Source organism: Chelatococcus albus, assembly GCF_030067675.1.
In the GTDB taxonomy this organism is placed as follows: Bacteria; Pseudomonadota; Alphaproteobacteria; order Rhizobiales; family Beijerinckiaceae; genus Chelatococcus_A; species Chelatococcus_A albus.
In genome coordinates this window covers 1-20702 of record NZ_JASJEV010000013.1, presented here as the reverse complement: position 1 = coordinate 20702, position 20702 = coordinate 1, and the positions used below count along the sequence as shown (strand labels likewise).

17 protein-coding genes and 3 pseudogenes are annotated in these 20702 nt (G+C 68.5%); 8 read left to right on the top strand and 12 right to left on the bottom strand.

The window, feature by feature from the left end:
- Nucleotides 1–6 precede the first annotated feature (6 nt).
- Nucleotides 7–873 (top strand): NAD(P)-dependent oxidoreductase, encoded by an 867-nt coding sequence (locus tag QNA08_RS16400; protein WP_283741805.1) that lies wholly within the window; start codon nt 7–9, stop codon nt 871–873.
- 96 nt (nt 874–969) lie between these two features.
- On the opposite strand, the gene QNA08_RS16395 is transcribed toward QNA08_RS16400, so the two are convergent.
- The 7 genes from QNA08_RS16395 to QNA08_RS16365 form a co-directional block, all read right to left on the bottom strand.
- Nucleotides 970–3387: a caspase family protein gene (locus QNA08_RS16395; protein ID WP_283741804.1), complete on the bottom strand. Its 2418-nt coding sequence runs from the start codon at nt 3385–3387 to the stop codon at nt 970–972.
- A 106-nt stretch (nt 3388–3493) separates the two neighbouring features.
- Nucleotides 3494–4285 carry an enoyl-CoA hydratase-related protein gene (locus tag QNA08_RS16390; RefSeq protein WP_283741803.1) on the bottom strand — a complete coding sequence of 264 codons (792 nt, stop codon included), beginning with the start codon at nt 4283–4285 and terminating at the stop codon, nt 3494–3496.
- 57 nt (nt 4286–4342) lie between these two features.
- Nucleotides 4343–5086, bottom strand: a complete 744-nt coding sequence (locus QNA08_RS16385; protein WP_283741802.1) for an MBL fold metallo-hydrolase — start codon at nt 5084–5086, stop codon at nt 4343–4345.
- 4 nt (nt 5087–5090) lie between these two features.
- Nucleotides 5091–5702: a glutathione S-transferase family protein gene (locus tag QNA08_RS16380; protein WP_283741801.1), complete on the bottom strand. Its 612-nt coding sequence runs from the start codon at nt 5700–5702 to the stop codon at nt 5091–5093.
- Between the two features lie 365 nt (nt 5703–6067).
- The gene (locus QNA08_RS16375) at nt 6068–8260 is read right to left on the bottom strand and encodes a xanthine dehydrogenase family protein molybdopterin-binding subunit (RefSeq protein ID WP_283741800.1); all 2193 of its coding nucleotides are present in this window, start codon (nt 8258–8260) and stop codon (nt 6068–6070) included.
- 13 nt (nt 8261–8273) lie between these two features.
- A complete protein-coding gene (locus QNA08_RS16370; protein ID WP_283741799.1) occupies nt 8274–8729 on the bottom strand; it encodes a (2Fe-2S)-binding protein in 456 nt (151 codons plus the stop codon).
- 235 nt (nt 8730–8964) lie between these two features.
- On the bottom strand, nt 8965–9492 hold the full coding sequence (locus tag QNA08_RS16365; protein WP_283741798.1) for a thermonuclease family protein: 528 nt from the start codon (nt 9490–9492) through the stop codon (nt 8965–8967).
- A gap of 113 nt (nt 9493–9605) precedes the next feature.
- On the opposite strand from QNA08_RS16365, the gene QNA08_RS16360 reads away from it, so the two are divergent.
- Nucleotides 9606–11150, top strand: coding sequence for a sensor histidine kinase (locus QNA08_RS16360; protein ID WP_283741797.1), 1545 nt, complete (start codon nt 9606–9608; stop codon nt 11148–11150).
- 45 nt (nt 11151–11195) lie between these two features.
- On the opposite strand, the gene cobT is transcribed toward QNA08_RS16360, so the two are convergent.
- On the bottom strand, nt 11196–12242 hold the full coding sequence (cobT, locus tag QNA08_RS16355) for a nicotinate-nucleotide--dimethylbenzimidazole phosphoribosyltransferase (RefSeq protein ID WP_283741796.1): 1047 nt from the start codon (nt 12240–12242) through the stop codon (nt 11196–11198).
- Nucleotides 12243–12409: 167 nt separating this feature from the next.
- Between cobT and QNA08_RS16350 the strand changes: the two genes are divergently transcribed.
- From QNA08_RS16350 to QNA08_RS16340, 3 genes are read left to right on the top strand one after another with little or no spacing between them, the layout of a single operon-like run.
- A complete protein-coding gene (locus QNA08_RS16350; RefSeq protein ID WP_283741870.1) occupies nt 12410–13201 on the top strand; it encodes an adenosylcobinamide-GDP ribazoletransferase in 792 nt (263 codons plus the stop codon).
- Nucleotides 13202–13229: 28 nt separating this feature from the next.
- On the top strand, nt 13230–13439 hold the full coding sequence (locus QNA08_RS16345) for a DUF1289 domain-containing protein (protein WP_283741795.1): 210 nt from the start codon (nt 13230–13232) through the stop codon (nt 13437–13439).
- Nucleotides 13440–13442: 3 nt separating this feature from the next.
- Nucleotides 13443–14129, top strand: a complete 687-nt coding sequence (locus QNA08_RS16340; RefSeq protein ID WP_283741794.1) for a TIGR02281 family clan AA aspartic protease — start codon at nt 13443–13445, stop codon at nt 14127–14129.
- Between the two features lie 24 nt (nt 14130–14153).
- On the opposite strand, the gene QNA08_RS16335 is transcribed toward QNA08_RS16340, so the two are convergent.
- The 4 genes and pseudogenes from QNA08_RS16335 to QNA08_RS16320 form a co-directional block, all read right to left on the bottom strand.
- Entirely contained in the window at nt 14154–15008 is an 855-nt protein-coding gene (locus tag QNA08_RS16335; RefSeq protein ID WP_283741793.1) for a sulfite exporter TauE/SafE family protein, read from the bottom strand.
- Nucleotides 15009–15149: 141 nt separating this feature from the next.
- The gene (locus tag QNA08_RS16330; RefSeq protein ID WP_283741792.1) at nt 15150–15605 is read right to left on the bottom strand and encodes a PaaI family thioesterase; all 456 of its coding nucleotides are present in this window, start codon (nt 15603–15605) and stop codon (nt 15150–15152) included.
- A 22-nt stretch (nt 15606–15627) separates the two neighbouring features.
- Nucleotides 15628–16626: a tRNA dihydrouridine(20/20a) synthase DusA gene (dusA, locus tag QNA08_RS16325; RefSeq protein WP_283741791.1), complete on the bottom strand. Its 999-nt coding sequence runs from the start codon at nt 16624–16626 to the stop codon at nt 15628–15630.
- A 163-nt stretch (nt 16627–16789) separates the two neighbouring features.
- A pseudogene (locus tag QNA08_RS16320) lies at nt 16790–17240 on the bottom strand (integrase core domain-containing protein).
- Between the two features lie 47 nt (nt 17241–17287).
- On the opposite strand from QNA08_RS16320, the pseudogene QNA08_RS16315 reads away from it, so the two are divergent.
- The 3 genes and pseudogenes from QNA08_RS16315 to QNA08_RS16305 form a co-directional block, all read left to right on the top strand.
- Nucleotides 17288–17452 (top strand): annotated as a pseudogene (locus tag QNA08_RS16315) (integrase core domain-containing protein); the annotation flags it as partial.
- 124 nt (nt 17453–17576) lie between these two features.
- Nucleotides 17577–19502, top strand: a complete 1926-nt coding sequence (locus QNA08_RS16310; RefSeq protein ID WP_283741790.1) for a hypothetical protein — start codon at nt 17577–17579, stop codon at nt 19500–19502.
- Nucleotides 19503–19632: 130 nt separating this feature from the next.
- Nucleotides 19633–20444 (top strand): annotated as a pseudogene (locus tag QNA08_RS16305) (IS3 family transposase); the annotation flags it as partial.
- Between the last annotated feature and the right edge of the window lie 258 nt (nt 20445–20702).

Sequence of the window (20702 nt, the reverse complement as noted above, 5' to 3'; positions counted from 1 at the left end):
AGCGCAATGGCGAAGGTCGCCTTCCTCGGACTGGGCGTCATGGGCTATCCCATGGCCCGCCATCTCAAGGCCAAGGGCCACGAGGTCACCGTCTACAACCGCACGGCAGCCAAGGCGCAGAAGTGGGTCGCCGAGCACGGCGGGCGCGCCGCCCCGACGCCGAAGGAGGCGGCCGTCGGCCAGGACATCGTCTTCGCGTGCGTCGGCAATGACGACGACCTCAGGCAGGTGACGGCGGGCCCGGATGGCGCCCTGTCCGGCATGGCGCCGGGCGCGGTCTTCGTCGACCATACGACCGCGTCGGCCGAGGTGGCGCGCGAACTCTACGCCACGGCAAAGACGCGCGGCCTCGCCTTTGTCGACGCCCCCGTCTCCGGCGGCCAGGCGGGTGCGGAGAACGGCGTGCTCACCGTGATGTGCGGCGGCGACGCCGAGCCCTATGCCAAGGTCGAGCCCGTCATCGGGGCTTACGCCCGCGCCTGCCGGCTCCTCGGCCCCTCCGGCGCCGGCCAGCTCACCAAGATGGTCAACCAGATCTGCATCGCCGGGCTCGTGCAGGGGCTTGCCGAGGGCATTCACTTCGCCAAGCAGGCGGGTCTCGACGTCGAGGCGGTGATCTCTGTCATCTCCAAGGGCGCGGCGCAGTCCTGGCAGATGGAGAACCGCTACAAGACGATGAACGAGGGCCGGTTCGACTTCGGCTTCGCTGTCGACTGGATGCGCAAGGACCTCGGCATCTGCCTCGCCGAGGCCCGCAACAACGGCGCGCATCTGCCGGTCACGGCGCTCGTCGACCAGTTCTACTCGGAGGTTCAGAAGATGGGCGGTCGGCGCTGGGACACCTCAAGTCTCATCGCCCGCCTGGAGAAGTGACGGCGGCAGCGCCGGGACAGTTCTGCAACCGCACAGAAATGGACGAAGGGCCGGCCGGGTGCCGGCCCTTTCCTTTTGTCCGCTCCGTGGCCGCGATCACTGCGGCTGCGGGCAAGGCTGGCCGCCCGGCAGCGGGCAGGGCCTGCCCTTCTGCTCGGCCGGTGGCGCGGGCTTGGGCGCAGCGGCGGCCGGCGGCGGCGGGGGTTTCGGAGCAACGGCCGCAGGCGGCGGAGGAGCCGGCCTTGGCGCGACTGCGGCCGGAGGCGGCTGGGGAGCCGGTCTCGGCGCGACTGCGGCCGGAGGCGGCTGGGGAGCCGGTCTCGGCGCGACGGCCGCGGGCGGTGGCGACGGGGCGCGTGGCACGACCTGCTGCTCCATCGGACGGGCGCGGCCCGGCGCCTCGCGTTCAGGCTCGCCGGGAACGACCGGCGGCCTGCCCGGTGCCGGGCGCGGCGGCTGCGGCCGGACGGCGGCGGGAGGCGGCTGTTCTGGCGCCGGTTTCGGCGGCTGCGGCTTCACCTCCGCTGGCGGCGGTGAAGCGCCGGCCGGCGGCTTCGCGGCTGGACCGGCAGGCGGGACCGGGGCGGACGGACGGCCGGGGCGCGCCTCCTCGGGCTTCGGCGGCTGCGGTGCGGGGGCCTGCAGCGTCGGTGCAGGCGGTGCGCCTTCCTTGCCCGGCACCGGCAGCTTGCCTGGGGCCGCCGGCGCAGGCGCGCGCAGGCCGGGTTTCGCCGGCTGTTCGGCGGGCGGCTGGGCAGCGGGCGCCGGCGGTGCGCCCTCCTTGCCGGGCACCGGCAACTTGCCGGGTGCAGTCGGAGCGGGCGCGCCCGGCTGCACGGTCGGCTGTTGCGGCGCGGGACCGGAAGGCTCGCCCGGCCGGGCGCCCGAAACAGGCGGTCTTGCCCGCTGGCCTGGAACGGCAGGCGCCATCTGCGGCTGCACGCCGGGGGCGGCGGGCTTGGGTGGCTCAGGCTGGGCCGGCTGCGCCGCGGGGGCCTGGGTACCGGGCGGAGACGTCGGCGTCGGTGTCGGCTGGGCGCCCGGGACCGGCGGCTTCGGCGGCTGGCTGGGCACGGCCGGAGCACTGGGAACCGTCGGCGCCGTCACGCCCGGGGCCGGCTGAGGAGCGGGCGCGCTCGGCACGCTTGGGACTGCCTGCGGCGCGATGACGGGCTGTACCACACCCGGGGTCTGCGGCTTGGCCTTCAACGGGACCGGGATCGGCACCGGCACGGGCAGCACGCCCGGCAACGGCGCCGGAGGGGGCGGTGGCAGGGTGACGACCTCCCGCGGCGGGGGCGGCAGCAGGTACACGGGCGGGGGCGGGGGCGGCGGCAGATCCACCACCTCGTAGATCTCGACGACCTCGACGGTCTCGACGGCCAAGGGCGGCGGCAGGTCGTCGTACTCGACGATGTCGAAGTCCGGCGGCGGCGCCAACGGCGCGGCGAGGCGGGCCAGCCTGCGGTGGGCATCCCCCACATGCGGCCCGCGTGGATAGCGCCTGAGATAGGTCCAATAGGCCTCGCGCGTGTCGGTCGTCATGGTGCGGCGCCAGAAGGCCGCCTCGCGCCGCGCGGCGAGCAGCAGCTTGACGCGCTTTGCAAGAGCATGGTCGGGATAGGCCCGCAGGAACTCCTGGTAGGCGGTGATCGTGTCCTCCTCCACCGCAAGGCCATAGGCTTCCTCCGGCGGCAGGGTGCCGATCCGCCGGCCGGGCGGCGGGGCGGGCGGCGGCGCGGCCTGTGCCCCGGGCGCCGGCTCGAAGAAGGAGAAGTCCACCGAGCCGAGGTTGGCCGTGTGCCAGGGAACCTGCCTGCCGCCCGTCAGTTCGTGCACGCGCAGGCGCACCCGCGAGAAGAGATCATCGAGCTGCAAGCCCGGTTCGCGGATCGCTTCGACCAGCGCGGTGGCATAGGGGCCGTAGGGCCCCTGCCCTTCCGGCGCGAGGGTGCTCGGGGCGGCCGAATAGGCGATGGCGAAGCCGGGCGGCGCCTCGACCAGCGCGAGCCCCGGTGCCAGCGGCTGGCCGGAGGACAGGCGCGGAAATTCCCGCGAGGCGTCGAGGATGACGGCCTTCACCTTGGCCGGCGCGGTCGTGAGGGAACGCACGAGATCGCCGATGCGCAGGCCCGCCAGCGGCACATCGCTATCGCGCGCGATGCGGGCATCGACCGGCAGGAAGTAATTTTCACCCTCGAACTGCAGGCCGCGGCCGGCAAGATAGACGACGACAGCGGCATCCGGCCCGAGCCCCTGGGCCTTGTCGAGGAAATCGCCGACAGCGCTGCGCAGGTCGTTGCCGTTGAGATTGGCTCCGCCGAGCACCTCGAAGCCGGCGTCCTTCAGGGTCTGCGCGACGAGGCCGGCGTCGTTGAGCGTCGTCGGCAACTCACCCGTCGTGTAAGCCGACTGGCCGATGACGAGGCCCAGTCTCGACTGTGCCGTGGCGTAGCCTGATCCGAGTGCAATCGCCAGCGCAGCGAGGATGATCAGGCAGGTTCGGCGCACCATTGCGCTTCCTCCCTTTCCCGTCGAGATGGGGTCTTCCCCGACGCAGACAAGGCCAAAGCGCTTGAACCCGACGTGAACGGCCGCCTGTCGAAGGTAGCCGGATCCCTCAACGCCCCTCGAACCGGGGTTGCCGCTTCTCGCGGAATGCCGTCACGCCCTCGATGAAATCACGGCTGAAGCCCGCCTTGCGCTGCAGCTCCGCCTCGAGGGCGAGCTGCGCCGGCAGGTCGTTGGCGAGGCTCTCGGCCACCGCCTGCTTCATGAACCGGAAGGCGAGCCCAGGCCCCGCCGCGAGGCGCCGGGCGAGCGCCGCCACCTCCGCCGGGAAGGCAGCATCGTCGAAGACCTTGTAGAGAAGACCCATGCGCTCGGCCTCCTCGGCGCTCACCTGCTCGGCCGTGAGCATCAGGGCGAGCGCCCGCTTCGGCCCGACGAGCCGCGGCAGGATCCATGTGCCGCCCGCATCGGGGACGAGGGCGATGCGGGCGAAGGCCTCCTGGAGATAGGCCGAGCGCGCTGCCACCACCACGTCACAGGCGAGCGCGATGTTCATCGAGGCGCCGACCGCCGGCCCGTTGAGCGCCGCCACGGTCAGCTTCGGGAAGTTCGCGAGGCGCAGGATGAGGGGGTTGTAGTCGCGCGCGAGCGGGGGCCCGAGATCGACGCGCCCGTCGCCGTCACGCGGCAGGTCCTCCGTCAGGTCCTGGCCGGAGGAGAAGGCGCGGCCCTCGCCGGTGAGCACGACGACGCGCACGCCCTCGTTCGCCTGCGCCTGGTCGAGCGCCGCGCGCAGGTCTGCGTGCATGGCCGCGTTGAGGGCGTTGAGCTTGTCGGGCCGGGCGAGCGTTATGGTCGCGACCGTGTCTGCGACCTCGAAGCGGATGGTCGAAAAGGTCATGCGGCGTTTCTCCCCGGCCGAGCTCTTGCGGTTGCTCCTGTGTCCCGCGAATATGGTTCACATGTCAACCATCAGCCCGTCGCGCGCGATCTCGTAGCCCTTGGCCTCGATCTCGGCCAGGCGGTCGAGGACGTCGTCGCTCATGTGGGTGAGCATGATGCGGCGCGCTGAAAGCCGCGGCCGGTTTTCCTCAATGGTGGCGAAGCCCAGGTGGTTGGCGGGCGCGGCGCCCGGCTTGTAGCACTCGCACATGAAGAGGTCGGCGCCAGCCGCCACGTCGACGAGCGCATCGGTCCAGGTCGTATCCCCCGAATAGGCGAAGACGCGCTCGCCGTCGCCGATGCGCAGGGCCGTCGCCGGTGCGCCGGAGGGATGGATCACCTCGATGCTCTCGATGCGCAGGCCGCACAGGGAGAAGGCCTTGCGGCAGGGGCGGTCCTCCACCACGACCGGAAAGCGCCAGGCATTGCCGGATGAGCCGGGAAAGAGGATCTCCATCGCCTGGCGCAGGCGCTCCGCGGTGCCCACGGGGCCCGCGATGGCGAGCGGCTTGTCCCGACGCGCGGCGAACTGGCCGTCGAGCAGGAGGAAAGGCAGGCCGCCGAAATGGTCGCCGTGCAGGTGGCTGAGGACCACGGCGTCGATGTCGTTCGTGCTCAGTCCGAGCCGCTTGAGTGCCACGAGCGACGTGGCGCCGAAGTCGACGGCAAGCGTGCCGCCCGAGCCCTGCAACAGGAAACAGGTGTTGAACCGGCCTCCCGAGCCGAAGGCATCGCCCGAGCCGACGATGGTGAGGCGCATGGGGTCAGGCCGCTGCGCTGGGGCGCGCCGAAAGGTCGGCGTGCCAGCGCCTGACCTGCGTCAGGTGTTCCGGCACGGCGAGCCTGGCGGGCTTCATGAAGTCGATGGCGACGAGCCCGGTGATGTCGGCGATGGAGAGAGCCTCGCCGGCGACATAGCGGCGCCCGCGCAGGGCCTCGTCGAGCAGGGCCAGGAAGGCCATGACACGGGGCTTGTTGGCCTCCCCCCAGGCCGGCACCTGCGGCACCTCCATCTCCGCCATGGCGGGGTGCAGATGGCGGAAGACCTGCGTGACCGGGAAGAGGAGCTCGAACTCCATGCGCCGGTTCCACATCTCCACCGTCGCCCGGTCGATGGCGCCAACGCCGAACAACGGCGGCTCGGGATGTGTCTCCTCGAAGTAACGGCAGATCGCCACCGATTCGGCGATGACGGTGCCGGCGTCGAGGACCAGAGCCGGCACCCGCTGCAAGGGGTTGATCGCCGTGAAGGCGGGGCGCTTGTGCTCCAGCTTGCCGAGATCGACCGGCACGAGCGGCAGCGTGATGCCCTTCTCGGCCAGGAACACGCGCACGCGCCGCGGGTTGGGCGCCCGGCCACCGTCGTAGAGCTGCATGAATTCTCCTCCCTCCAGGGGAGGATCACGCCCGCGCGGGACAGCGTCAACGCCGGCCCCTCCATCGACGCGGAGCGTTGAGACTTCGATTCAGGCAGCGCGATTTGACGAGTCGGGTGAATCTCTTGGCGGGCATTCCTGAAAGGCCGGTTCACCGCCTCGTCCCGTCCGCACAATCCGACTCAACGAAGCCGCCAAGGCCGCGGAGGACCCGACCCGGGGAGCCTTCGCCGACCGGCAAAAAAGAGGGGCGCGGTTCGGCACCGCGCCCCAGTGGCAGGGGTCAAGGGAGGGTCACTTGATGGTCATGACCCTACGCCCGGTCGCAGGCACGCGATGTGCGAAATGGCACGCGCCGCGAGATGTCACGTGCCGCTCAGGCTCGCGAGATCGAGCGGCAGGGAGCGCAGGCGTTTGCCCGTCGCCGCGAAGACGGCGTTGCCGATTGCCGGTGCAAGGCATGGCACGCCCGGTTCCCCGATGCCGGTCGGCGGCTCGGCGGAGGGGAGGATGTGCACCTCCACCTTCGGCATCTCCGACATGCGCGTCGGCTCGAAGCCGTCGAAATTCGTCTCCTGCACCTCGCCGTCCTTCAGCGTGACGCGGTTGCGCAGGACGGAGGAGAGCGCGAAGCCGACGGCCCCCTCCACCTGCGCCCGCACGACGTCGGGATTGATGGCGAGGCCGCAGTCGACGGCCGCCACGATGCGGTCGACCTTGAGCTTGCCGCCGCTCACCGTCACGTCCGCGACCATGGCGACGTAGCTCGAGAAGGACTCGTGCACGGCAATCCCGCGCCCGCGGCCCTTGGGCAGGGCCTCGCCCCAGCCGGCCTTCTCCGCCGCGAGCTTCAGGACGCCGACATGGCGCGGATGGTGGGCGAGGAGGTCGAGCCGGAACGCGACGGCATCCTTGCCGGCGGCATGGGCGAGCTCGTCCATGAAGGTCTCGACGGCGTGACCCGTGTGGGTGTGGCCGACCGAGCGCCACCACAGCACGGGCACGCCCTCCTTCGTGTTGTGCACCGTGGCGAGGAAGTCGGGCACGGCATAGGGCATGTCGGCCACGCCCTCGACGGTCGTCGCGTCGATGCCATCCTTGACCAGCATTCCCTCGAAGGGCGTGCCGGCAAGGATCGACTTGCCGACGATGACATGCTCCCAGCCGACGAGCCGGCCCCGCGCATCGAGGCCTGCCCGGACCTTGTGGTAGACCATCGGCCGGTAACGGCCGGCCTTCATGTCGTCCTCGCGCGTCCAGACGAGGTGGATCGGCGCCTTCATGCCGGTGGCCCTGGCGATCGTCGCCGCCTCGGCGAGATAGTCGGCATTCGGCGTCGCCCGGCGGCCGAAGGAGCCGCCGGCATAGGTGGAGGTGATCGCCACCTTCTCGGGCGCGAGGCCGAGGATCGACCCGACCACAGCCTGCTCGATGGTCTGGAACTGCGAGCCGGTCCAGATCGTGGCGCCGCCGGGCGTGGGTTCGATCACGCCGTTCAGGGGCTCCATCGGCGCATGGGCGAGATAGGGGAACTCGAACTCCGCCTCGAGCACCTTGGCCGCGCCGGCGAGCGCCTTGCCGACGTCGCCGCGGGCCGCCGCCTTGAGGCCGGGCTTGGCCGCGAGCGCCTTGTACTCGGCCATGATGGCCTCGCTCGAGCGGTTCTCGGCCGCCGAGAAGTCCCAGGTGACGCGCAGGGCCTCCCGGCCCCTGATCGCCGACCAGGTGTCCTTGGCGACAACGGCGACGCCGGTCGGGATCTCCACCACGTCGATGACGCCCGGGACCTTCTTCGCCTCGCCCGCATCGATGCCCTTCACCCTGCCGCCGAAGCGCGGCGGATGGGCGACGACGGCGGTGAGCTGGCCGGGGCGGCGGACGTCGAGGGCGTAAGTCCCCCTGCCGGTGATCTTGTCCGGCGTGTCGAGGCGCGGCAGGCGCGTGCCGATGAGCTTGAATTCCCTCGGGTCCTTCAGCTTGACTTCGGCCGGCACGGGCATTGTCGCAGCCTTGGCGGCGAGCTCGCCGAAGGTGGCCGACCGGCCCGAGGCAGCGTGCCGGACGACGCCCTTCTCCACCGTGATCGCGGCGGCAGGCACCCTCCACGTCTCGGCCGCCGCGGCGACGAGCATGCTGCGCATGGCAGCACCCGCCTTGCGCAGCTGCTCCCAGGAGTTGGCGGTGGAGGTGGAGCCGCCGGTGCCCTGCACCGGCCCGAAGAAGAGGTTGTTGTAGACCTCTGCATTCGCCGGGGCGAAGGCGAAGCGCATCTGCCCCCAGTCGGCATCGAGCTCCTCGGCGACGATGGTGGGCAGGCCCGTCGTCACCCCCTGCCCCATGTCGATATGCTTGATGAGCACGGTAACTGTGTTGTCCGGGGTGATCCGGACGAAGGCATTCGGCGCCGGCGGATCGCCCGGCTTGGCGGCGAAGGCCTTGCCGGTGAGCGGCAGCTGGGTGGCGAGCACGAAGGCGCCGCCGAGCGCGCCGGCGCCCTTGAGGAAGGTGCGGCGCGAAGTTGCCGCGAGGGCGGCCTTGTCAAGCGGTTTGGCGAACATGGATCCCCTCCACTCAGCCGAGCCCGCGCGATGCGTCGTGGATGGCGGCGCGTATGCGCTGGTAGGTGCCGCAGCGACAGATGTTGCCGTCCATCGCGGCGTCGATGTCGGCGTCCGTCGGCTTCGGCGTCTGCGACAGGAGGCCGATGGCCGACATGATCTGGCCGGACTGGCAGTAGCCACACTGCACCACGTCGAGCTCGCGCCAGGCGGCGCGCACGGCCTCCGCCACCCTGCCGCTGACGCCCTCGATGGTCGTGATCTCGCCGCCGCCGACGTCGCCCACGCGCGTCTGGCAGGAGCGGATGGGCTGGCCGTCGAGATGCACGGTGCAGGCGCCGCACAGCGCCTGGCCGCAGCCGAACTTGGTTCCCGTGAGCTGGACGTGGTCGCGGATGGCCCAGAGCAGCGGCATGTCGGGATCGACATCGAGCTCGCGGGCGGTCCCATTGATCGTGAGCTTGATCATGGCGGCCTCGCACATGTCTGGAAAGGAGAGACACGGGGACGCGCGAGGAGAAACGTGCGCCGCCTCTCCGGCTGAAACTGGACGAATTCAGATCAACGGCAGGTGCGACAACGCACATCGCGGCGCACGCGTTTGCGCTATGGGTGCCGTCGCTTCGCTTGCCGGAACCGCCCTCCCGGCCCCGCTGCGACCGGGATGGCCGCCGATTGTCAGCGCCGAACCTCCAGCTCGAGGCTCACGGGTGCGGATGCCGCCGGCGCCAGTCCGCCGGGCGCTCGAAACTGCCCGCCCACAGGCCGCGGCGGGCGGAGCGCGCTTCCGCCTCCTCGTTCGCATAGGCGCCGTAGGCGAGGGCGATGCCCTCGCGCACGAGGGCGGCATTGAGATCCTTGCCCTCGGCCTTGCATCGCGCGAGGCCGCGGCCGTAGCGGTCATCGCCCACAACGTCACAGGAGACGGAGCCCCGAGCCAGCCTCTCGGCCAGGACGCGCCGGGCGAGCCGGCCGCATTCATAGGGGTGTCCCTCGCGTTCGCAGAGCTGATGCAGCTCGGGCGCATCAATGCCGTCGAGACGCAGCTCGCGCCCGCCGAGGCGCAGGGAATCGCCGTCGATGGCCTCGCCGCGGCCGGCGAGCGAAACGCGGGTCTTCTTCTCCTGGACGCCCAGGAGCACGGCCAGTCCACCGAGGAGCGCGAGCGCCGCCATGCCGTCGATCAGGCGGCGGGAGCGCCGCGCCCGCGGGCGCATTAGCGTTCGATTCACCACGAAAGCCGACAATCCTCCGACTCGTGTGAGCCACACATTAACGGTTTCATGGCAATTCTGGGTACAACCGGACCAGAACGGGCCGGCGTCGGTCGAGTGCGCGTACGACGATGACTGAGCTGACCGCCGAGATGATTCAGCGCGGGCGCGGCGGTGCCGATCCCGCCGAGATCGCCCGTCGCCGCAGGCTGGCGCAGGACGTGCGGGCCGCGCGCGAACGCCTCACCTCCTCGACCGGCCTGCAGCGCGCCTTCGACTACGAGCTCGTCCGCCTCTTCAGCCAGTACCGCCTCGGCGCCTTCGTCCCGCAGATCGTGCTCGCCGCGGCGATCGCCGCCATGGCCTGCGCCTTCATCGCGGCCCAGGCTGCGGCGCTCTGGTTCCTCGCCGTCACGGGTGCGCTCGCGGCCATGGTGATGCTGTCCCGCCGGTTCCTCACGCAGGCGGCCGAGGACGTGGACGTCGCTGTCTGGCGGCGCCGCTTCGTCCTCGGCGAGATGCTGCAGGGTTCGGCCTGGGCGCTGATCGTCACCGTGCTGCTCGCGACCGACCAGCCGGCGGCGCGCATCTTCGTGCTCTTCGTGCTGCTGATGGTGGCCGCGGTCACGGCGATGCTGTCGGCCACCATTCCCATCGCGGTCTACGCCGGCCTCGTACCGGTCGCCGTCGCGCTCATCGGCTTCTTCACGCCCTCGCGCGAGATCGACGCCCTGACCATGGCGCTGATGGGGGCGAGTGCGCAGCTCTTCTTCATCTTCCTCGCCCACCGCCTCTATTCGAGCGCCGTCGCCACCCTCGAATCGCGGGCTGAGAAGGATGCGCTCTTCGCCGAGCTCGAAGAGGCGAAGGCCAATTCCGACGAGGCGCGCCGCCGCGCCGAGGAGGCAAGCTTCGCCAAGTCGCGCTTCCTCGCCACGATGAGCCACGAGCTGCGCACGCCGCTCAACGCCATCCTCGGCTTCTCCGAGGTGATGAAGAACGAGATCTTCGGCCGGCATGTCGCTCCGGCCTACAAGGAATATGCCGACGATATCCACGCCAGCGGCCAGCACCTCCTCAACCTCATCAACGAGATCCTCGACCTGTCGCGCATCGAGGCCGGGCGCTACGAACTGCAGGAGGAGGCCGTGCCCCTGGCGCAGGTGGTCGAGGAATGCCAACACATGCTCGCCCTCAGGGCGCGAGCGCGCAGCCTCACCATCCGCGAGGCGATCGAAGACAACCTGCCGCGGCTCTGGGTGGACGAGCGTGCCCTGCGACAGGTGGTTCTCAACCTCCTGTCCAATGCCATCAAGTTCACCCCCCAGGGTGGAGAGGTCACCATCAAGGTGGGCTGGACGGCCGCGGGCGGCCAGTACATCAGCATCCGCGACAACGGCCCGGGCATTCCGGAGGAAGAGATCCCCGTCGTCATGGCCTCCTTTGGCCGCGGCTCGCTCGCCATCAAGACGGCCGAGCAGGGTTCGGGCCTCGGCCTGCCGATCGTGAAGGGCCTCGTCGAGCTGCACGGCGGCGGCTTCACGCTCAAGTCGAAGCCGCGCGAGGGCACCGAGGCCATCGTCACCTTCCCGCCGGAGCGGGTGATGGACGCGCTCGCGCCTGTCCCGTCGGCGCAGTCGACGATCCCGGATGAGCGCCGCCGCAGCGCCGCCTGACGGGCAACACGCCCATCGCCCGGCGGGGCGACGGGCTGCCCGCGCCTACCCGGCCGTCGTCGGAGCCGCCTCGGCTTGGTCGACGTGTGCCTGGGCGAAGGTCGCCATGTCGTTGTGGCAGGCCGCCGCCGCCTTGACGATGCCAGCCGCGAGCGCTGCGCCCGTGCCCTCGCCGAGGCGCATGCCGAGGTCGAGGAGCGGCGCCTTGCCGAGCCGCCGCAGCGCTTCGCCGTGCGCCCCTTCCGCCGAGCAGTGGCCGGCGAGGCAGTGGTCGAGCGCAGTCGGATCGAGCGCCTGCAGGATCGCCGCCGCCGCCGTGACGACATAGCCGTCGAGGATCACGGGGATGCGCTGCAGGCGCGCGGCGAGGATGGCGCCGGCGATGGCGGCGACCTCGCGCCCGCCGAGCCGGCGCAGCACTTCCAGGGGATCGCTCAGGTGCCCCGCATGCGTGGCGAGCGCCTTCTCGACCACCGCGACCTTGCGGGCGAGGCCGGCGTCGTCGAGGCCCGTGCCGCGGCCGACCCACTGGGCCACGGGGCCGCCATAGAGCGCGGCGTAGATCGCTGCCGCGATCGTCGTGTTGCCGATGCCCATTTCGCCGAGGCAGAGAAGGTCGGTACCGCCGGCGATGGCCTCCATGCCGAAGGCCATGGTGGCGACGCAGGCCTTCTCGTCCATGGCCGGCTCCTCGCTGATGTCGCCGGTCGGCAGGTCGAGGGCGAGGTCGAAGACCTTGAAGCCGAGGTCGTAGGCCGCGCAGATCTGATTGATGGCGGCGCCCCCGGCAGCGAAGTTCTCCAACATCTGGCGTGTCACACTCTGCGGATAGGGCGACACGCCCTGCTTGACGACGCCGTGGTTGGCCGCAAAGACGCAGACGAGCGGGCGCGTCACCGCGGGCCGGGCATTGCCCTGCCACGCGGCAAGCCACCGGGCGATCTCCTCCAGGCGGCCGAGGGCGCCAGCGGGTTTCGTGAGCTCGCGGTCGCGCTCGCGCACGGCGGCGACGGCGTCGAGGTCCGCTCCCGGCATCATCGCGACGAGCCGCCGCACGTCGTCGAAGGGCAGGCCCGTGGCGATCGCATCCATTATCTCGTCTCCTCCGCGAGGCCGGCTCGGCGCTGGCGATTCAGGCAAGGCTGGCGTCCTATAGCCCCCGAGCGGGCGCGGGTGAAGGTAAGGCGATGAGCAGAACCTCGAACGACAGGCGCGATACGGCCTCTCCGGCAGGAACGGCGGGGCTCGTCACGCCGCTGATGCGCGACCTTGCCGGCTGCCTGCGCTTCTATTCGCGCCTGCCCCTGCCTCGCTTGCCGGGCGAAGCCGACCCGCACGCCCTGCCGGATTTTCGCACCATGCCGCGCATGGCGCCTGTTGCCGGCGCCTTCATCGGCGCGATCGGCGCGGCCGTCGCTGTCGCGGCGGCGGGGCTCGGTTCGGGGCCGCTGGTCGCGAGCGGGCTCGCCGTCGCGGCCCTCGTTGCCGTCACCGGCGCCTTCCACGAGGACGGCCTTGCCGACGTGGCGGACGGCTTCTGGGGAGGCACCACGCGCGAGCGCCGCCTCGAGATCATGAAGGACAGCCGCGTGGGCTCCTACGGCACCGTGGCGCTCGCCCTCGCCCTGATGCTGCGGGTCGGAGCCCTCGCCACACTCTTCGAGCGAACCGGCGTGGCGGGCACGGCCGGCGCGATGATCGCCGCCGCGGCGGTCTCCCGCACCCTAGGGCTCGTGCCGCTCGCCCTGCTGCCGCCGGCGCGGCCTGACGGCGCCTCGGCCGCCGTCGGCCGCCCGACGCGGCGGACGCTGGGGCTCGCGGCAGGCTTCGCCCTCGCCATTGCCGCGCTCTGCGCCTCGGCCGGGAGCTTTCCCGCGCCGGGCTTGGCCTTCGCGCTCGCCTTCGCCACCGCCCTCGCCCTCGGCGCGACGGCCGTGGCGCGTGCCAAGATCGGCGGTCAGACGGGCGATGTGGCCGGAGCGGTGCAGCAGCTTGCCGAGATCGGCCTCCTCATCGGCCTCTTGATGGCGACGGGCCGAACGGGGCAATGATGGGCAGGGCCGAAGGCAACCAGCGACGATGACCACCATATCGACCCCCTGCGTGAAGATCTGCGTGCTCGACGACCAGACGGGCTTCTGCGAGGGCTGCGGCCGCACGCGCTCCGAGGTGGCGCGCTGGCTGCGCATGAGCGAATGGCAGCGGCGACGCATCATGACCGGCCTGCCGCAGCGGCTCGCCGAGATTCGGGCCCGCCGCGCGCACGTCGCCGGCGTCGAAGGGGCCTGAGCCATGCGCGGCGCGATCGCCCTCGCCATCGTGCTCGGTGCTGTCGCGCTGCTCCTGGTCTTCCACGGCGAGGAGACGATCGGCGGCTTCCGGCCGGACCAGATCGCGTCGCTCGCCTGGGTGAGCGCCGTCGGCATCCTTGTGCTCGGCTGGGTGGTGCGGCATTTCCGCGGCCGGTGGACGCAGGCGCTCGAGGCGCTCGCCTTCTGGCTCGCCCTCATCGTCGCCCTCGTTGCGCTCTACAGCTACCGCTTCGACCTCGCGCGCCTCGCCAACCGCCTCCTCGGCGAAGTCGCCCCGGGATATGTCGTGGTCGCCGACGGGGGCGAGGTGAGCGTCGCGCGGCACGCCGGCGGCAGTTTCATCCTCTCCGCCGAGGTGAACGGGCGACCGGCGCAGTTCGTCTTCGACACCGGCGCCAGCACGGTCGTGCTCACGAGCGAGACCGCCGGCGTGGCGGGCTTCGACGCAAGGACACTCGACTACTCGCATCCCATGACGACGGCGAACGGCCGCACCGTCGCGGCGGCCGTCGTCCTCGATCGACTCGCGGTCGGGCCGATCATCGAGCGGCGCGTCCCGGCCCTCGTGGCAAGGCCCGGTGCCTTGTCCGAGAACCTCCTGGGCATGAGCTTCCTCGAGCGCCTCGCCTCCTACGAGGTGCGGAACGGGCACCTGATCCTGCGCTGACGGTAGGCGCTCCGTTCCGTCCCGTCAGGTCACGAGGCTCACGAAGAAGCGCAGGCAGACCGTGAGCAGGAAGACGCCAAAGGCGACCTCGAGCTTGCGCTTGGGCAGCGCGTGGGCGATGCGCGCCCCGATCGGCGCCGTCCAGATGCTCGTGGGCACGAAGAGGATGAAGCCGATGAGCGAAACATAGCCGAGCGCGAGCGGCGGCTGCAGGGCGGCGACATCCGGGAACTCGGCCGCCCGCGGCCAGCCGGCATAGATGTAGCCGAGCGCCCCGGGCACCGAGATCAGCAGGCCGAGGCCGGAGGAGGTGGCGACCGCCTGGTGGATCGGCCGGCCGTAGAAGGTCATGAACAGGTTGGAGAGCTGGCCTCCGCCGATGCCCATGAGCGACGACAGAATGCCGATGAGCGTGCCGTAGAGGCGCATGACGAGCGTCGACGGCATGTCGTCGCCGAGCTTCCAGGAATCCCTGCCGAAGAGGAGGCGCACGGCCGACACGCCGGCGACCGCGACGAAGACGCCCTTGAACAGGTCCGCCGGAGCATAGCGGGCGATGAAGCTGCCGGCCACGACGCCGAGGACGACCGGCGCCGCCCAGATCCTGATGATGGACAGATCGACCGCGCCGTGCGCCCGATGCGCGTTGAAGGAACGGATGGAGGTCGGGATGATGATGGCGAGCGAGGTACCGACGCACAGCGGCATGCGCACCTCCTCCGGCACGCCGACCATGCGGAAGAGTTCATAGAGCACCGGCACGACGACGGCGCCGCCGCCGACGCCGAAGACGCCGGCGAGAATGCCGGTGAGTGCCCCGGCTGCGAGCAGCGCGGCCGCGAGCCACGCGAGTTCCGACACTGGAATTCCGGAGAACATGGGGGGAGCGTTCCACAACCCGGCAGGAATACCCCATCTCCGCCATTTGTGCCGCGAGAGCAAGGGCGCAGGCCTCATGACAGCCCCGCGGCGGGCCGGAGCCTGCCGGCGTCGCGCGCGGGCTGCCTGCGGACGATGGAATCAGTCCGCGATGCCGTCGCGCCCTTCGACATTGACGAGGGTCGCGGTCATGAGGGCGACCGTCTTGCGCTGGCCGTCGCCCTCGGCCGCGACCTCCGCCTGGGCGACGCTGAGAAGGCGCCCGGAGCGCACCACGGTGCCCCGCGCGATCAGGCGCTCGCCGGCGGCCGGCGCCATCAGGTTGATCTTGAACTCGGCCGTGAGCACGCCGGTGCCCGCGGGCATGAGCGTGAGGGCGGCATAGCCACAGGCGGAATCGGCGATGGTGGCGACGATGCCGGCGTGGACGAAGCCGTGCTGCTGGCCAACCTGCGCGGAAACGGGCATGGCGATCTCGACCTCGCCGGGCGCGACCTGCGTCATCACTGCGCCGATGGTCTCCATCACGCCCTGTCGGGCGAAGCTGCGGCGCACGCGCCCTTCGAAATCCGTATCCTTCGGAACATGGGCCGGCATGTGCTCGTCTCGCGATGGGCGGTCAGGCTGCGGTGCTGGCGGGTTCGACGGCCTGCGTGACATGCGCCAGCGCGGCGCGCAAGACGCCGATCCCGGCGCCGGGCTTCACCGCCTCGGTCGCGAGATGCCGTCGGAAGGCACGCGCGCCCCGCCGGCCGGCGAAGAGGCCGAGGAGATGGCGGGTATACTCGCTGAGGCGGGCGCCGGCGGCAAGACCGGTCTCGATGTAGGGGATGAACAGCTCGACCGCCTCCTCGGCATTCGCCACCGGCGCCGGTTCGCCGAAGATGAGCGGATCGACGCCGATGAGGATCTCCGGCGTGTGGTAGGCGGCGCGCCCGAACATGACGCCATCGACATGGGCGAGTTCGCCCACGGCCTGATCGAGCGTGGCAAGCCCGCCGTTGAGCACGATCGGCAGGTCGGGATGCGCCCGTTTCAGGCGCCGCACACGCTCGTAGTCGAGCGGCGGGATCTCGCGGTTCTCCCTGGGCGAGAGGCCCTGCAGCCAGGCCTTGCGGGCGTGGACGACGAGCGCGTCGACACCGGCGGCGACCACCGCCTCCGTCAGCCTGTCCAGCGCCTCTTCGGGATCCTGGTCGTCGACGCCGATGCGGCATTTCACGGTGACAGGGATGCGCACGGCCGCCTTCATGGCGGCGACGCACTCGCCGACGAGTTGCGGCCGCAGCATCAGGCAGGCGCCGAAGCGCCCGTCCTGCACGCGATCCGACGGACAGCCGACATTGAGATTGACCTCGTCATATCCGAAATCGGCACAGATGCGGGCCGCCAGCGCGAGCTCGCGCGGATCGCAGCCGCCGAGCTGCACGGCGACCGGATGCTCCTCGCAACTGAAGCCGATCAGGCGCTCGCGATCCCCGTGAACGACGGCGCCGGTCGTCACCATCTCGGTGTAGAGCCGCGCCCGGCGCGACAGGATGCGATGGAAGAACCGGCAGCGGCGGTCCGTCCAGTCGAGCATGGGCGCAACGGAAAATTGCCGATATTTTCCAATCATTTGTTACGATTTTTTAAAGCCACACGAGATTGGGTCGACTGGCACTGCCGACTCTTGTGATTAGTGGCTTGTTTCGCTCGATTTTTCAAAGGCAAACAGCGATGGCGCTCGACACCGCGTTCCTTCTCATGGCCCAATGACCTTGCCCCCATTTTGCCCTCGTTCATAATTGAACCTTGTTCTCGATCTGGTCCATCTGGGACCTGGCTGCGAACTCGTTCGGGGTGAGGCCGCCGAGGCTCATGTGCGGCCTATGGGCATTGTAGTCGATCCTCCATTCTTCGATCAGCCGGCAGGCTACGGAACAGGTGCTCGTTGAGGCATTCGTCGCGGAAGCGGCCGTTCAGGCTCTCGACGAAGGCGTTCTGGATGGGCTTGCCAGGCGCGATGTAGCGCCATTCGACGGCCTGGCCCTCCTGCCATTGCAGGATCGCCCGCGACGTCAGCTCGGTGCCGTTGTCGCTGACGATCATAAGCGGCCGGCCGCGGGCCGCGTCGAGCTCGCGGGCGACGCGGATGCCCGACAGTGAGGTGTCGACGACGAGCGCCAGGCACTCCCGGCTGAAGTCGTCGACCACCACCAGCACGCAGAAGCGCCGGTCGTCGGCGAGCATGTCGGAGACGAAGTCGAGGCTCCAGCGCTGGTTCGACCCCTGCGGCACGGCCAGAATGCCTCAACGCGCACTGGTTCATGAGCCTGCCTGACGCCCGGGAGAAAGTGGAGGCTTGGCCAAGGGGGTACAACGAGCTACGACATCACAGCGCGATCGGCAACAAGCCCCCGATATCGCTCGTCAATCGGCCACCGGCGTGCAGCCCGCGGTGACCGACTTATACTGATCTGCCTCCGGTTTCCTGGAAGCGGCCAGCAGGCCGATCCAGCATCGGCGGCAGGCTCAAAACCAGCCGGGCCTAACTTATGATCGGCAGGAGAATGGGGAGCACGTCACATGAGCCTAATGCAAGCCCTTATCTTCGTTGCCGCTCTGTGGCTTGTCGGCATGCTGCCAACAGTGGCGAGTGCAGAAACTCAAACTTCCTGTAACAGCGGGCCAGTGCTCCCGTTTGCGAATATTTCCCGAACGACCGGCGCGGGTGACATAATCATCAATACAGATGGATTGCCTGCTTGCCTGTCCGATGGGACAAGCATTCCAAATTCATACATTCCGCTGGCACTCTTGGAGCGTTCGGGGACGCGATATATCATCGCCAGAAGGGCACCTATTGGGCACTTTGCTCTTCTCGCTGAAGTTAAGGGAAAAGGCTTCAAGCCACTAAACTTGGCATACGACGAAAGGAACAGCTTTAATATTCAACATGCCTTTGTGGCGAATGGGAGAATTTTTCTCCTTGTGTATGACGCTTCAGTGAATATTCCGTCGGGTAGACGATTTTCCCGACCGTCTGAAGGCAATGACCTGTACGAAATCAGAATTGATGGCGATCGCGCCTTACTGGAAAAACTTACGACGGCACCAATGCCGTCCGGCCTTGATATAGCAGGATTGGACGCTCAGATCGCGGGAGGGCACTTGGTATGTAGTCAAACTTCTTGCAGCCTGATCGCAGGCAGTGACAATGCTATTGAGGTCAGAGAACTCCAGACCCCATTGAATGAGAAAGGGATTCTGGTGGAGTTGGCCAGTGATGGTCGGGTGGCTTGGGGCCTATTCCAAGTCCAGTTCGACGATCGTCTCTCGAAAGCGCCAAGTCCGGATGATCCTGTCTTTTCTGTATGTCGGATTGCAGCCCAGCCCGACTGTGAGAATGTGCCCGCGACAATCATACCATATAAGTTGCGCGTTCAAGACGGCAGACCTGCCTATCAAGCGGTTCACACGGTCGATGATCTAGTGGACCTGCTGTCCTTCGATCTGCGCCGACTGCGCGGATCAGGAGTTGCGGGCTATTCGCAGAATAATATGGAGGGGCAAATCGCGTGGAGCAGTGTTTACTACGTGAACGGCTTGATTACGCTTGGACGAAATCAATCTGGATTGCCTGGCGCATTTGAGAAACTTCGTCAAGACGCGACTGAACGTGCTCGTCTGGAGGCGAGACGTATCGCAAGCCTAAACGATCAGCCATATCCTTGGTATCTCTCGAAGCGGTATAGTTTGAATAGAGAGCCAATCGCTTCGGTTGTTCATCTGGGGCGCATTGCCAGGGTTCTCAAACGAGCTCGCGAGCTAACCCAAGATTCTGGTACTGATCGCACCCTTGAGGCACTTGAAGCGGAACTAGTGAGTCCAACCATTTCGGTTGAACGTATTTTTGATTCAACTGAGAAAGGACGGACGGAAATACGCTTTTTGCGAAACAGTCCGTTCTGGGCCGACGGGGTGAATGTTGCCTGGAATTATCAAAGCGCTTGGATTGAAGCCCTGGCAATGTTAGGTGCCCTGGACAAGAATCCAAATCTCATGATGACCGTTAGCAGGATGGTAGACACTTTTTTGAGGGAGGAGAATATATCCAGCAGACCCATATTCTGGAGATACTCAAGTGGTGACTTCTTCCAAGGATGGACCGTTGAAGACGATGTCTCAACCAATACACCCGCCTATCCGGGAGATCACGTGAATACGACTGCCGCTCATATATCCTACCGAACGATGGATGCCATGGCGCTTCTAGCGGCCAGCCGCGCGCGCGTCCCAGGGATACCCGCAGGGCTTGCCTCATACTTCAGAGAACTCGTTGAGAAGGGATTCCTTTATCCCTTGGTCGCTGAGGAGCTGGCACTCGTAGGCGAAACGCCGCAGATCCCTCTTCATGTGGCGAGGCACTACGCTAGAAGCGTGCTGCCGCACCAACTGCAGAACCAACCTTGGGCGCTCGCCGCCATCGCTCGGTCACTCCGACGACCTTGAACCGCCCCGGGTTCGCCGGAGGCCGTTTGGTTTGAGTCACGCCGCCATGGCCGGCTCTTCCGTCATGGCCTTGACGTTGCCCCCTGGAGTGCCCTCGGTTTGAACTGGACTCCGTCGAGAGGAGACGGAGATGAAGAAGAGCCGGTTCAGCGAGAATCAGATCATTGGCGTGCTGAAGGAGCACCAGGCGGGAATCCCGACGGCGGAGCTGTGCCGCAAGGATGGGATCTCGGAGGCGACCTTTTACAACTGGCGCAGCCGCTATGGCGGCATGGAGGTATCGGAGGCTCGGCGGCTGAAGAGCCTTGAGGATGAGAACCGACGGCTCAAGAAGCTGCTGGCGGAATCGATGCTGGACGTCGCGACGCTGAAGGAGGCGCTGGGAAAGTTCTGACGCCCAGGACAAGGAAGCGCTTCGTGACCTGGGCGATCGAAGAGAAGTGCTGCTCGCAGCGGCGCGCTTGCGGTCTGGTCAGGCTCGACCCGAAGACCTACCGCTACGTGTCGCGGCGGCCGGACGACACCGCCCTGCGGGGCAGGCTGAAGGAACTGGCGCAGCAGCGGCGGCGGTTCGGCTACCGGCGCCTGCACATCCTGCTGCGGCGAGAAGGCATCGAGCTGAACCACAAGAAGCTGTTCCGCCTCTATCGGGAGGAACGCCTGACGGTGAGGAAGCGCGGCGGCCGCAAGCGGGCCCTAGGAATGCGGGCGCCGATGACACTGCCGCAGGGCCCGAACCAGCGCTGGAGCCTCGACTTCGTCGCGGACATGCTGGCCGACGGTCGACGCTTCCGCGTGATGGTGGTGGTCGATGACTTCAGCCGCGAGTGCCTGGCGCTCGTGGTGGACGCATCGCTGTCAGGCAGGCGGGTGGCGCGGGAACTCGATGCTCTCGTCGAGACGCGCGGCCGGCCGCTGATGATCGTCTCCGACAAGGGCACCTAACTGACGGGTCGTGCCCCTGATGGTGGTGTAGCTGGGTGGTCATCGGCGGTTGCCGGTTAGGTTTGGGTTGCGAGATCCACACCTGACCCAAGAGACCTCCGATGAACGACGAGATGATGAGTCTGCGCGGGCTGCTGGAGAAGAGCTCCGATGCCGATTCTCTGCGCGAGATGATCGGTGACGTTGCCCCCAAGCTCTATCCAGTTCTGAGTTCGCTTCCGGCATTGGTTATGCCCTGCTGGGCGGGTGAAGCGG